Source organism: Allostella sp., assembly GCF_041913585.1.
Lineage (GTDB): Bacteria > Pseudomonadota > Alphaproteobacteria > ATCC43930 > Allostellaceae > Allostella.
Genome location: NZ_JAYSFE010000102.1, coordinates 5,111 through 17,438 on the forward strand (window position 1 = coordinate 5,111; position 12,328 = coordinate 17,438).

Below are 12,328 nucleotides of genomic sequence, written 5' to 3' on the forward strand. Positions count from 1 at the left end.
TTCCGACCCGCTGCCGGCCGCCATTGCCGGGATTCGACTCGTGACGATTTGTCCGGTATCGAGTTGGAGACGAACAGGGCGCGGGAAACCCGCGCCGAGGGACGCAATAGGGGGGAGCCGACGTCCGTTCTCCGGACAGGCGACGTGCGGGCGAAGCCGGGCACGGCGCCGGGGGAACCGGCGGCAGTGGAGACGATCGTGAACGAGTCGACTGGAGATCGCATGGCGTCGAGCGGACTGCCACAGCCCGCTGCCGCGGCCGGGGTGGCGCGCCCGGAGGAACCGTCCTCCGGCGGGTGGCGGGGCAGCATCGTCCGTCGCGAGGCCTTCACGCTGCGCGATCTCCTGATCGTCGCCTTCTACCATCGCCGCCTTATCATTTTCGTGGCACTCCTGCCGATCGTCGCCGCGGCCTTCGCCGCCTATTTCTCGAAGACCCAGTACACGGCCGACGGGCTGATGATGGTGCTGGTCAACCGCGAAGTGTCCGGCAACCAGGGCGTGACCGACAGCGGACCGGCCGTGCTGTCGATCGAGGGCCTGAAGTCGGTCCATTCCGAGGTCGAGATCATCACCAGCGCCGGCGTCGTCCGGCAGACCATCGAGAAGATCGGGCTCGAGCAGCTCTATCCCGAGATCATCGAGGGCCGGTTCGAGGGCCTGCTGCCGCCGGTCGAGCCGGAGCGGCGGATGGAGAAGGCGATCGAGCTCTTCCGGCGCGACCTGAGCGCGAACGTCGAGTCCGATTCCAACGTCGTCCGGATCAGCTACCGCCACCCCGACCGCGCCTTGGCCATCACCACCGTCGACACGCTCATCGACTTCTACCGCGAGCACCGGCGCGGCATCTTCGACAATCCGCGGGCGCCGTTCCTCGCCTCGGAGGTCGCCCGCTTCAAGCAGCAGCTGGAAGCGACCGACGCCGAGATCCAGAAGCTCAAGACCGACGCCAACGTCATCGAGATCGAGCAGGACCGGATCCTCGCGGCCAACCAGGTCGACAACGTCATCCAGCGGCATCGCCAGGTGAGCGAGCGCCAGGCCGCCATCGTGGCCCAGCTCGAGGAGGCCGAGCGGCAGGTGTCGGCCCTGCCCAAGCAGGTCTTCGACTTCAGCCAGCGCAGCGACGCCGTCCCCAACGACGACGACCGCAACGTCCTGACCCGGCTGCAGCTCGAGCGCGACCGGCTGGCCCAGCTCTACGCGCCGACCTATCCCGGCTTCGCCGAGATCGACCAGAAGATCGACACCCTGCGCAAGGCGATGCGCAACCGCGGCGAACAGAAGGTCTTCCACACCGACCGGCAGGTGCGGAACCCGGCCGTCAGCTTCGTCTCCAACATGATCCTCAGCCTGCGCGTCGAGCGCGATGCGCTGGAGAACCAGCTGAAGGAACTCGTGCGCCAGCGCGAGAGCGCGGAAAAGCGGCTGGCCGAACTGCGGGTCGCCGACGGCAAGCTGGTCGAGCTGCACCGGCGCCGCGACGTGCTGGAGGATTCCTACCGCCAGTACGTCAAGCGCGCCGAGGCCGCCAAGATCGAGGAGGACGCCGCCCTGGTGCGGTCGTCGAACGTGCGGCTGGTGCAGCGCGGCGATGCGCCGATCACCGGCAAGAACATGCGCATCCCGTTCCTCGTCGCCGGCCTGTCGGGCGGCCTGCTGCTCGGGGCGGCCGCCGGGGCGTTCGCGACCTGGCTGCGGCGAACCTTCATCATGCCGGCGGAAGCGGAGCGCACCATCCAGATCCCCTCGCTGGCCGAGTTCGGCGAGACGGGCGAGCGCTTCGACACGCCGCAGGCCCGCCAGGCGATGGCCCACCTGGCCTCGGTGCTGCTGGACACGTCGATCGAATCGCGCGCCCTGCGGGTCTTCCAGCTGGTGGCGGCGGGCGGCGAGGCGCCGAAGCGCCCGCTCGCCCGCGCGCTGGCCGAGGAGTTCGCGGTCGGACGAGGCCTGCGCACGCTGCTCATCGATTTCGGCGACGCCCGGGAACGCGGCCTGGTGCCGGCGGGCGCGCCCGGCATGCGCGAGGACGCCATGGCGGTGGCGACCTCCGGCGTGCCGCAGCTCTGGCTGGCCGCCGAGAGCGCGCATTCCCCGCTCGGCAACCTCCGGGCGCCGCTGATCGAGGCGCGCCGGCGGATCGAGCAGCTGCGCGCGGAGTACGACGTCGTGGTCGTCTCCGGCCCGGCACAGGGCTTCTCGCCGATCACCCAGCGCCTGGCGTCGATCGTCGACGCCAACGTCATGGTGGTCCGCAGCGAGGTCACCCGGTCGCCGGCCGCGACCCGGCTGCGCGACATGATCCTGGAAGCGGGCGGGGGGCTGCTCGGCTTCGTCTTCACGGGGCGGAAGTACTACATTCCAAGGTGGGTCTATCGATGGCTCTAGCTCTTCGATCCGCGGCACTCACGGCGCTCCTCTTCCTCGCCGCCTGCGCGGGCGGGCTGGAGACCGGGCAGTCGTTGACCATCGTCCAGCACAAGCCCGAGGGCTTCGCGACCTGGACGGAGTACGTGCCGGTCTTCCGGCTCGGCGTCGGCGACAAGATGAAGGTCAAGTTCCTCATCACCCGCGAGATGGACGACGAGGTGACGGTCGGGCCCGACGGCTTCGTCGGCGTGCGCGTCGCCGGCCGCATCCGCGCCGAGGGCCAGACGCTGCCGGAACTCCAGGACGCGATCATCGCCGGGTCGAAGAACGTGCTGCGGCCGCAGAGCGTGGTGGTGTCGCTCGAGGATGCCGCCTCGTGGCGGGTCTATGTCGGCGGCTCGGTCCGTACGCCCGGCGTCTACCGGATGAACGACAACCGCCTGAACACGCTGCAGGCGATCATCATGGCCGGCGGCTTCGACATGGAAGCGCGCATGCAGGAGGTGGTGCTGATCCGGCGGAGCCAGAACAACCGGCCGATGCTGCGCACCGTCAATGTCCGCGAGGTGATCCAGGCCGGCGACCACGAGAGCGACGTGCCGCTGGCGCCGGGCGACGTCATCTACGTGCCGCGCAGCCACATCGCCGAGGTCAATCTCTGGATCGAGCAGTTCATCAACCGGGTGGTGCCGTTCCAGCGCACCTTCAACTACACGATCGGTCGCCAGAACTACTGAGCGGGCGGCGGGCGGGCGACGCCATGGACGAGGTCCGACCTACCGGGGTGCCGACCGTCGCGGAGGCCGAATTCCTCGGCCAGCGGCTGGCGCTCCTGGATGTCCCGGAGGCGGCGGCGACCATTGCCGCCCGCCCGCCCGGGCTGCCGTTCGCCTATGTCGTGACCCCGAACGCGCAGCATTTCGTCCGGCTCGGACGGCTGCGGGATGCCCGCTTCCAGGCGGCCTACGACGCGGCCTGGCTGCGCCTCAGCGACAGCCGGGTCGCGTGCGTCCTGGCGCGGGTGCTGTTCGGGCTGCACCTGAAGCAGGCCGCCGGCAGCGACCTCACCCACCACATGCTCCACCACACGGTCCGCCGCGACGACCCGGTCACGGTCGTCGGCGGCAGCGAGGAACTGCGCCGGCGGCTGGTCGAGAAGTTCGGCCTCGAACGGCTCGCCCTCCACGAGCCGCCGATGGGGCTCGCCGGCAAGCCCGAAGAGCAGCAGCGCTGCATCGACTTCGTGACCGCGCACCCGGCACGCTACGTCTTCCTGGCGGTCGGCGCGCCGACCTCGGAATATCTGGCGCACCGGATCGCCGCCGCCGGGGGAGCGGTCGGCGTCGGCCTGTGCATCGGCAGTTCGCTCAATTTCGCGACCGGCCTCGTCAACCGGGCGCCGCCGGTCTTCCGTCGGTTCGGCCTCGAATGGCTGCACCGGCTGCTCATCAACCCGCGCGGCCATGCCAGGCGGGTCTTCGTCGATTCCCTGCCGATGCTGCTGATGGTGCTGCGCCAGCGGCTCGACCCGCATGCCTACGACCGGCCGGCGCGGCCGCCGGAACCGCCGCAATGGTGACCGTCACCCACGTTCCGCCCCGCAGCCGCATCCTGCGCGAGCCCCGCGTCAGGGTCTCGGTGCCGCCGCGATCGCCGTTCCGCGACGCCGAGGCCGCCCATCCCTGGGCCCTGCCGATCCTGCTCTTCGTCCTGCCGATGTTCGGCCAGACCTTCTACTACCTGGTCGAGTTTCCGATCCCCTATGCCCTCTCCAAGGGCTGGCCGTTCCTGGTCCTGCCGCTCAGTGTCTATGCCCTGTTCGTCTACCGGCTTCCCTACAAGGCGGTCTTCACGCTGCTGCTCGCCTATGCCATCGGGATCACGCCCCTGCTCGGGATGATGTATTTCGGGAACGGATTCCTCGATTCCCTGACGACCACGATCAAGATCTGGCCCTTCACCTACTATTTCGCGCTGGCGGCCCTGCTCGTCTGGCTCCGCCCGTCGCTCGCAACCCTGTCGACCGCCTTCATCATCCTCGGCCTGGCAACCTATGTCATGATGTGGGTGCTGTGGGTGGCCGTGCCCCTGGACTGGTACATATCCGATCCGGCCAAGGGCAAGCTCCTGATGTACGAGCACGAGCGCGGCCACCGCATCTACATGCCGATGCTGTTCGGGCTGATCTTCCTCTTCTACCTCGCGCGACGCTTCTGCCGGCGCCACGAACTCTGGACGATCCTGATGCTGGCGGTCGCGTTCGCGTCGCTGCTGCTGATCTTCAAGCAGCGCATCGCGATCATGGCGGCGGTGCTGGTCGTCTATGGCGTGATCGTGACCTCGACACACGGCGCCCTGCGCCGGTTCCTGGTCGCGGTCGGCCTGCTGATGGCCTCGGGCGTGGCGGCGATCGCGAGCGGCAGCATCGCGGAGGAGTTCGCGGGCTCGCTCGGCGGCTCGCTGTCGATCCGCCTGAAATCGATCGACATCGCCATCGACTTCCTCGGCTCCGAGCCGATGCGCTGGCTCTTCGGCGTCGGCGCGACGACGCGCTTCAGCACGATCACCCTGGCCGACATCTTCCAGAACAAGCTCTTCTACCTGGCCGACATCGGCTGGCTCGGGATCGTCTTCGAGTACGGGCTCGTCGGAGCGCTGCTCGTCGTCGGCACCTATCTCGCCGGGCTGATCTTCATCTGGAACACCGGCCGCATCGACGGCGGGTACCTGGCGCGGGCGCTCGGCGACTACACGGTCTTCCTGTTCCTGACCTCGACGGTCTATTCGTTCGTGTTCACGCCGGGCGAACTGGCGACGCTGGTCGCGGTCGCCGCCTACATCCGCGCCCGCGGACCGGAGCCGTGGCTGGAGGCGGGAACCCGCATCCCCGGCCCGGTGCGCGCACTGGTCATGGCCCCGCCCGTCTCACCCGGAACCGCATCGCCAGCACCCGATCCGCGACCGCGGGCATGATCCGCCGCATCCGCAACCTCTTCGCCCATCCCGGGTTCCGGGCCGGGCCGATCCGCATGCTGTGGCGGGCGGCGCTGTGGACGGCCTGCGTCGTGACCCGGAGGTCGCCGGTGTTCCGCCTGACCGCCGCCGGCGAACGGATGCGCGTGCCCTCCGACCTGCGCTACACGTCGGTCGGGGCCTTCGTCCTGCGCGACTGGAGCGAGCCGGAGCTGCGCCTGCTGGAGCGGTTCCTCCACCCCGGCGACGTGTTCGTCGATGTCGGCGCCAATGTCGGGCTCTACACGCTGAAGGGCGCCCGCATCGTCGGCCCGAGCGGACGCGTGGTCGCCGTCGAGCCCGGGCGCGACGCCTGCCGCGTCCTCGCCGACAACGTGGCGCTCAACGGCTACCGGCATGTGACGGTCGTCCCCAAGGCCCTGGCCGACGCCGAGGCCGTCGTGACCCTCTACCACGTCCCCCTCGGCGACGATCCGCAGGCCTACTCCCTGGTGCCGGGCGCCGGCCAGCCGCCGGGTGAGCCGGTCCAGGCGACGACGCTGGATCGCCTCGCGGAGGTGCTCCGCCTGCCCCGCATCGACTGCATCAAGATCGATGTCGAAGGGACCGAGGCAATGGTCCTGGCGGGCGCGCGGGCGCAGCTCGCCCGCTGGCGTCCGACCGTGATCTTCGAGATCAACTGCCCGACGGGCACCGAGAGCGGCATCGCTCCGGACGCCGCCTGGAACCTCCTGGCCGACCTCGGATACCGCTTCCAGCGGCTGGTCGACGGCAGGCTGGTCGACCTCGACCGCTTCCCGCGGGACTTCGGCAACGTCGTCGCGCGTCACCCCGCAAGCGCCCGACCCGACGGGGCGGCGACCTCACCGTGACCGGCCGCAACCGGAGCGCCCGAGGGCGCGGCAGATTTCGGCGGCGAGCATCGCGGCATCCGGATTGTCCGCCGTGACCGGACCGGGCGGCGCCAGGTTGAAGCCGTAGAGCATCGCGCCGACGCGCGGATCGGCGACGGCCTGCCGCAGCAGGGCGCGCGTGTGCGCGACGGTGAAGCGCGGCCCCGGAATCTCGCTCGGCAGGACCTGGATCCCGACCGCCAGCGGGCCCTGCCAGACCCGGCGGTAGGCGGCCAGCGCCTCGATCGGGTCGTAGTCGGGGCCGGCGTCGTAGGACATGATCGAGACGAGATCGATCATCGCCGCCTCCGGCGAACGCAGCAGGCCCAGCATCGACCCGGTCCAGGGGCTGCGCGGCCGCGCGTCCGCCCACTGCCCCTCGCCATAGGCGCCGACGCTCCATGCCGGCACCGTCAGCAGGAGCGGCCGCGGCAGCACCGCCCGGGTGCGCCGGACCAGTGCCGTCCATTCGCCGTCCGTCCGGCACGCGACCCGGCCGCCGGACGCCGCGCACCCGGGTTCGGCCGGCTCGTAGTCGAGGTCGATGCCGTCGGCGCCGATGTCGCGCACGAGGCGGGCCAGCGCGTGCTCGTCGTAGCGATCCCAGCGCCGGTAGGCCGAGCCGCCGACCGAGACCAGGACCCGCAACTTGGGATTGCGGTCCTTCATCCGGCGGACCGCCTGCCGCAGCGTCGCCGTCGGAAACTGGAACTGGAGCCCCGTCCCCGCCAGTTCGCCGCCCGGCGGATAGAGCGCGTCGGGCCGGGCGAAGGCGAGCGCCAGCAGGTCGACCTGCCCGGCGAGCCGCGTCATCGCGGCCTTCGAGCCGTCGCCCTCGACGGCGGGCTCGTACCAGCTCGCGAGATAGGCGAGGAACGGGCGGTCCGGCAGCGGCGACGCCGCGGCGGCGGCCGACGCGAAGACCGCGAACAGGACGGCCAGGGCCAGGTGCCGGCTCAGAAGACGTCGCGACCGGCCAGCCCGCGCACCACCGTCAGGATCATGATGCGGATGTCGAACCATATCGACCAGTTCTCGATGTAGTGGAGATCCAGTGCGACGCCGCGCGAGGCCTTCTCCACCGTGTCGATCCCGCCGCGCATGCCGTTGATCTGGCCCCAGCCGGTGATGCCCGGCTTGACGCGGTAGCGCGCGGCATACTCGCGGACGACATCGTAGTACTGCCGCCCGCTGACCTGCATGTTGGGAACGTGCGGGCGGGGCCCGACGACCGACATGTCGCCCTTGAGGACGTTGACCAGCTGCGGCAGCTCGTCGATCGACAGGCGGCGCAGGATCGCGCCGATGCGGGTGACGCGCGGGTCGTTCCGCTTGGTGCCGAGCGAGCCGTCGTCGGTCGGATCGTACGAGAAGGTCCGGAGCTTGTAGATCGTGAAGGGCTTGTTGTTGAAGCCCACCCGCTGCTGGCGGAAGACGATCGGGCCGGGCGAGTCGAACTTGATCGCGATCGCCGCGGCCAGCAGGACCGGCGCCGTCAGGACCAGGGCCAGGGACGAGACGACGATGTCCTCGATCCGCTTCAGCACGCCGAGCGAGCCCTTGAGCGGCTGGTAGTGGACGCGCAGGGACGGCATCCCGGCGACCATGGCGAACTGGGCGAAGCGCGGGTTGAAGCTGTTGCGGTCGAGCGGCACGATGACGTCGGCGGCAAGGCGGTCCAGACGATGGATCATGGCGTTGATGCGGGCCGTCGACTCCCATGGCAGCGCCACCACCACGAGATCGATCGGCGTGTGGTGGATGAAGCCGAAGAGCCGGTCGACACGGCCGACCACCGGGACGCCCTCGATCGCCGTCGGTCCGTCGTCCTCCTCGTCGAGGAAGATGCCGACGACGTGGTAGAGGTGACTGGTCTCGTGGTCGACCATGGCGAGCGCGACCTCGACCCGGTCGCGAACCCCGACGATCGCCACGTTGCGGCGCAGCACGGCATGGCGGTCCGCCAGGGCCACCCCCCATCGCACCAGCAGCAGCCGGCCCGCCGCGAGCACCGCCGCACTGACGAGCGCCAGGGTGGCGATCCAGCCGATCCCGCCGGTCGGATCGGTCAGGAAGGCGTGGTAGGCGACCGCGACCGCGACCAGCGCCGGCACCAGCCCCAGGGCGACGTCGCCCAGCTGGGCGAGGACGGTCCGGTAGCGCTCCACCCGATAGCAGCCCGTCGTCGACAGCACCTGCCCGTAGATCACGAGCCCGAGCGCGCCCAGGAGGATGGTCTGCAGCAGCGTCGGATGCCCCAGCAGCAGCGCCGTCAACAGGATCGCGAGGGCGAGGAACAGCCCGTCGGCGAGCGTCACCAGCCGATTGATGAGACCGTGGGTCCAACGAATCATGGAACTCTCGCGGTGCGGGTGGCGACAGCGGCTAGCGCCGGCACTCTATGCTAGCCCACGGGCGGTTGCGATAGAACGGATGCACCACGATCCGGTCCAGTTCCCCCTGCCAGACGGTGCTGTGGCGATCGGGGCAGAGCATCATGACCGCGCTGGTCGGATTGCCGCGCCAGCGATCCGGGATGTGGACCGTCACCTGGAACAGGCTGGTCCCGTAGATCGGATCGCTCGCCCACCAGTCGGGCGGGAGGATCCGGCGGAAATGCTCGCGGATCTCGAATCGCGGGTCGAACGGCTTGGGATCGATCTCGCCCTCGACTTGCGGGGTGTCCGGATCGGCGGACTGGCCCACGACCGGCGCGGGTGCGACGGCGAGGACGGCCATCGCCGCGGCAAGGAGGCTGAGACGGTTTCGCATTTGCCTTGCCGACGATAGCCCCCGTACAGTCGCCCCGCAACAGACGCTCCCGGTCGATGCCGGCCGCCCGAGCGTCGCGCGGCCCGGATCCGAGCATGGTGCCATCGAGATTCCAGCTTCTGGTCCGGACCTTCGGCAACTACGTCGCCGGGCTCGCGGTGCGCGGGTTCGAGGTCGTCGGCAAGCTCGCCCTCTACATCCTGGCCGCGGCCGCGCTCGGCGCCCACGACGCCGGCATGTTCTTCCTCTGCATCACCTGGGTCGGCCTCCTGTCGACCATCGCCCGGCTCGGCTTCGAGCGGGCGATGACGCGCCACGTCGCGGTCGAACTCTCGGTCGGCCGCGGCCGGGCCGCCGCCCGGGCGATGCGGACCGGCATGTCCCTGCACCTCGCCACCAGCGCCGCGGCCGCCCTGCTGACCTGGGCGGTCGCCGACTTCGCCGCCGGCGGGATCTTCAGCGAGCCCGACCTCGCCCACCCGCTGGCGCTGTCCGCCCTGCTGCTGGTGCCGCAGACCATGGTGATCTCGGTCGGTTACGTGCTGACCGGCCTGAAGCGCGGCGTGGCGGCGCAGTTCGTCCAGAACGCGATGTGGCCCCTCCTGACCGTGGCGGCGCTGGTCGCCGGCGCAAGGCGCCTCGACGAACTGATCCTCGCCCTCGCCGGCGCCCTGACGCTCGCGACCCTGACCGGAGCCGTCCTCGTCGCCCGGTGTCGAGCCCAGTTGCAGGACGCGCCCGCGCGCCGGGACGCCGATGGCGGCGAGAGCCTGCCGCCCTTGTGGCGGACGGCCCTGCCGCTCGGCCTTGTCGAGGTCGTCCAGATCGGGCTCAGCGCCCTTCCCGTCCTCGTCCTCGGCGCCTTCGTCGACGCCGCCGCGGTCGGCGCCTTCAGCGTCGCCCACCGCATCTCCCTGATGATGTGGGTCATCATCGTCTCGATCGGGACGGTGGCGGCCCCGCACTTCGCCGAGCTCCACCGTCGGCGCGACATGGGGCAGCTCCGCGCCCTCAACCGCCGTGTCCGGCTGGTGACGGCCGCCGCCGGGCTACCGGTCATCCTGGCCATGATGGCATTCCCGGCGACGCTGCTGCGGCTGATCGGCCCGGGCTTCGAGATCGCGGCGCCGGCGCTGACCCTCCTGGCGGCGGGACAGCTGGTGAACTGCCTGCTGCCGAGCCAGGATCTCGTGCTCGCCATGTGCGGGCACGGCCGTCGTCTGCAGCAGCTCAACATCGCCCAGTTCGTCGTCGGCTGTATCCTCGCCGCCGTGCTGGTGCCGCAATTCGGGATGATGGGGGCGGCCGCGGTCGGGGCCTGGATCCTGGCCCAGGGTGCGATCGGCACCACCCTGATGGTGCGACGGCTCATGCCCGCGGCGTTCTGAGCGCAGCCGCATTGGGTCGAACTGCGGGCGCAACGCGGCTATCCTGGATCGCGGCGCGAACGAGGAGCGGGCCCTGCCCGGCACTGGACCATGTCCCTGAAGACCAGACTGCGGGCGATGCTGGAGGAGCGCTTCCCGGCCCTGTTCGCGCTCCTGCTCGACGCCAAGGCCCGCCTGCTTCCCGATCGCGGCGAGCCGGAGCTCCGCCTCGTCCCCCTGCTCTGCCGTCGGGACGAGCTGGCCATCGATGTCGGCGCCAACCACGGCACCTACTCCGCCGTCATGGTCCGGCACGCCGCGCGACTGATCGCGGCTGAACCGAACCCGCACCTCGCCGACGTCCTGCGCCGGCGCCTCGCCGCTGCCATCCGCGCCGGCCGGGCGAGCGTCGTCGAGGCGGCGCTCAGCGACGGCGAGGGCGAGATCCGGCTGTTCGTGCCGACCGGACAGTCGGGCCTCGCCTCCGTCGAGCACGGTCCGGCGGCCGGCGAGGAGGGCGCGTACGTGACGGTCGCCCGGCGGCGGATCGACGACCTCGACCTGCCGCGCACGGGCTTCGTCAAGATCGACGTCGAGGGCCACGAGTCGAGCGTGGTCGCCGGCGCCCGCGGCCTCCTGGAGCGCGACCACCCGAACCTGCTGATCGAGGTCGAGGACCGGCACCATCCGGGATCGCTCGCCGCCATCCGGGCCATGCTCGCGCCGCTCGGCTATCGCGGCTTCTTCCTCATGGAGGGGGCGGTGCGTCCGATCGAGGCGTTCGATCCGGGAACGCACCAGGACCGCGCCGCCCTCAACGAGGCCGGCACGCATCGGCTGCCGGGGCGCATCTACATCAACAACTTCGTCTTCTCCGCCCGCGACGACGTCATCCGCAGCCTGGGCGCGGTCGCGGGTTGACCCTCCCGCCCGCGGCCACATATAGTCGGCGCATGGTCCGCAACCGTTCCGAGCTGCTCCTTCGACTTACCGGCCCGTCCCTCTGATCGGGGGCGGGGGGGCCGACATTGCGTCGGCCGGTTTGTAGACGGCAGCGGAACTCGGACGCGATGACCAGCGACTTCCTCATCTTCGGAACCTTCGAGCGCGGCGCGGGGCGCGCGCTGCGACTTATCGGCGGCCTGCGGGCCTGAACGGGCGCGCGTCCGGCGCGCCCTTCGCCCGCGGGCCCGGACGCGAGACCGGCCGCTCCGGCGTGAGCGGCGGCGTCCCCTTCCTGGATCCCGAACACGGCGCGGCCTCGGCCGAGCGCCCGCGCCTCGATGGAGTGTCCCATGTCCCGCTTTCCCACCGACGCCGCCCAGAAGTACGTCCCCTTCAAGCCGGTCGACCTGCCGGACCGACGCTGGCCGTCGGCCGTCATCACCAAGCCGCCGATCTGGTGCTCGGTCGACCTGCGCGACGGCAACCAGGCGCTGATCGAGCCGATGGACGCCGACCGCAAGACCCGCATGTTCAAGCTGCTGGTCGAGCTGGGCTTCAAGGAGATCGAGGTCGGCTTTCCGGCGGCCTCCGACACCGATTTCGGCTTCGTCCGGCAGCTCATCGAGGAGAACATGATCCCGGACGACGTCACCATCCAGGTGCTGACGCAGTCCCGGGCCGAGCTGATCGAGCGCACCTTCGAGAGCCTGAAGGGGGCGAAGCGCGCCATCGTTCACCTCTACAACTCGACTTCGACCCTGCAGCGGCGGGTGGTCTTCGGCCAGGACGAGGCCGGCATCACCGAGATCGCGGTCCGCGGCGCGATGCTGGTGAAGAAGCTGGCCGACGAACGGCCGGAGACGCACTGGATCTTCGAATATTCGCCGGAGAGCTTCACCGGCACCGAGCTCGAGTTCGCCCGCGACATCTGCGGGGCGGTCGCCGACGTGCTCCGGCCGACGCCGGACCACAAGATGATCGTCAACCTGCCGGCGACGGTCGAGA

The 12,328-nt window shown here is 70.5% G+C and carries 10 protein-coding genes and 1 pseudogene; 8 read left to right on the forward strand and 3 right to left on the reverse strand.

The window, feature by feature from the left end; genetic code table 11:
- The first annotated feature begins 222 nt into the window (after nt 1-222).
- Genes ACE3Q3_RS17660 through ACE3Q3_RS17680 form a run of 5 tightly spaced genes read left to right on the forward strand, consistent with a single transcriptional unit; the run spans nt 223 to nt 6,218 of the window.
- Complete coding sequence (locus ACE3Q3_RS17660; RefSeq protein WP_374448316.1) at nt 223-2,391, forward strand: GumC family protein; 2,169 nt, start codon at nt 223-225, stop codon at nt 2,389-2,391.
- Nucleotides 2,382-3,110: a polysaccharide biosynthesis/export family protein gene (locus ACE3Q3_RS17665; protein ID WP_374448317.1), complete on the forward strand. Its 729-nt coding sequence runs from the start codon at nt 2,382-2,384 to the stop codon at nt 3,108-3,110. Before ACE3Q3_RS17660 ends, ACE3Q3_RS17665 begins: the two co-directional genes overlap by 10 nt.
- A gap of 23 nt (nt 3,111-3,133) precedes the next feature.
- Complete coding sequence (locus ACE3Q3_RS17670; RefSeq protein ID WP_374448318.1) at nt 3,134-3,952, forward strand: WecB/TagA/CpsF family glycosyltransferase; 819 nt, start codon at nt 3,134-3,136, stop codon at nt 3,950-3,952.
- Entirely contained in the window at nt 3,946-5,346 is a 1,401-nt protein-coding gene (locus ACE3Q3_RS17675; RefSeq protein ID WP_374448319.1) for a hypothetical protein, read from the forward strand. The genes ACE3Q3_RS17670 and ACE3Q3_RS17675 overlap by 7 nt, the downstream gene beginning before the upstream one ends.
- Nucleotides 5,343-6,218, forward strand: a complete 876-nt coding sequence (locus tag ACE3Q3_RS17680; protein WP_374448320.1) for an FkbM family methyltransferase — start codon at nt 5,343-5,345, stop codon at nt 6,216-6,218. The genes ACE3Q3_RS17675 and ACE3Q3_RS17680 overlap by 4 nt, the downstream gene beginning before the upstream one ends.
- Here the strand turns inward: ACE3Q3_RS17680 and ACE3Q3_RS17685 are convergent.
- Genes ACE3Q3_RS17685 through ACE3Q3_RS17695 form a run of 3 tightly spaced genes read right to left on the reverse strand, consistent with a single transcriptional unit; the run spans nt 6,210 to nt 8,978 of the window.
- On the reverse strand, nt 6,210-7,262 hold the full coding sequence (locus ACE3Q3_RS17685) for a hypothetical protein (protein ID WP_374448322.1): 1,053 nt from the start codon (nt 7,260-7,262) through the stop codon (nt 6,210-6,212). The genes ACE3Q3_RS17680 and ACE3Q3_RS17685 overlap by 9 nt on opposite strands.
- Nucleotides 7,196-8,593, reverse strand: a complete 1,398-nt coding sequence (locus tag ACE3Q3_RS17690) for an undecaprenyl-phosphate glucose phosphotransferase (RefSeq protein WP_374448325.1) — start codon at nt 8,591-8,593, stop codon at nt 7,196-7,198. Before ACE3Q3_RS17690 ends, ACE3Q3_RS17685 begins: the two co-directional genes overlap by 67 nt.
- 31 nt (nt 8,594-8,624) lie before the next feature.
- Complete coding sequence (locus tag ACE3Q3_RS17695; RefSeq protein ID WP_374448327.1) at nt 8,625-8,978, reverse strand: hypothetical protein; 354 nt, start codon at nt 8,976-8,978, stop codon at nt 8,625-8,627.
- Nucleotides 8,979-9,106: 128 nt separating this feature from the next.
- On the opposite strand from ACE3Q3_RS17695, the gene ACE3Q3_RS17700 reads away from it, so the two are divergent.
- The 3 genes and pseudogenes from ACE3Q3_RS17700 to ACE3Q3_RS17710 form a co-directional block, all read left to right on the forward strand.
- A complete protein-coding gene (locus ACE3Q3_RS17700) occupies nt 9,107-10,399 on the forward strand; it encodes a lipopolysaccharide biosynthesis protein (protein WP_374448329.1) in 1,293 nt (430 codons plus the stop codon).
- A gap of 90 nt (nt 10,400-10,489) precedes the next feature.
- Complete coding sequence (locus tag ACE3Q3_RS17705; RefSeq protein ID WP_374448331.1) at nt 10,490-11,299, forward strand: FkbM family methyltransferase; 810 nt, start codon at nt 10,490-10,492, stop codon at nt 11,297-11,299.
- A 374-nt stretch (nt 11,300-11,673) separates the two neighbouring features.
- A pseudogene (locus ACE3Q3_RS17710) lies at nt 11,674-12,328 on the forward strand (2-isopropylmalate synthase); the annotation flags it as partial.

Coding starts and splice junctions, on each gene's coding strand:
- ACE3Q3_RS17680 (WP_374448320.1), top strand. CDS start 5,343: ATGATCCGCCGCATCCGCAACCTCTTCGCCCATCCCGGGTTCCGGGCC.
- ACE3Q3_RS17705 (WP_374448331.1), top strand. CDS start 10,490: ATGTCCCTGAAGACCAGACTGCGGGCGATGCTGGAGGAGCGCTTCCCG.
- ACE3Q3_RS17685 (WP_374448322.1), bottom strand. CDS start 7,262: ATGGTTCGACATCCGCATCATGATCCTGACGGTGGTGCGCGGGCTGGC.
- ACE3Q3_RS17690 (WP_374448325.1), bottom strand. CDS start 8,593: ATGATTCGTTGGACCCACGGTCTCATCAATCGGCTGGTGACGCTCGCC.
- ACE3Q3_RS17695 (WP_374448327.1), bottom strand. CDS start 8,978: ATGGCCGTCCTCGCCGTCGCACCCGCGCCGGTCGTGGGCCAGTCCGCC.
- ACE3Q3_RS17675 (WP_374448319.1), top strand. CDS start 3,946: ATGGTGACCGTCACCCACGTTCCGCCCCGCAGCCGCATCCTGCGCGAG.
- ACE3Q3_RS17665 (WP_374448317.1), top strand. CDS start 2,382: ATGGCTCTAGCTCTTCGATCCGCGGCACTCACGGCGCTCCTCTTCCTC.
- ACE3Q3_RS17700 (WP_374448329.1), top strand. CDS start 9,107: ATGGTGCCATCGAGATTCCAGCTTCTGGTCCGGACCTTCGGCAACTAC.
- ACE3Q3_RS17670 (WP_374448318.1), top strand. CDS start 3,134: ATGGACGAGGTCCGACCTACCGGGGTGCCGACCGTCGCGGAGGCCGAA.
- ACE3Q3_RS17660 (WP_374448316.1), top strand. CDS start 223: ATGGCGTCGAGCGGACTGCCACAGCCCGCTGCCGCGGCCGGGGTGGCG.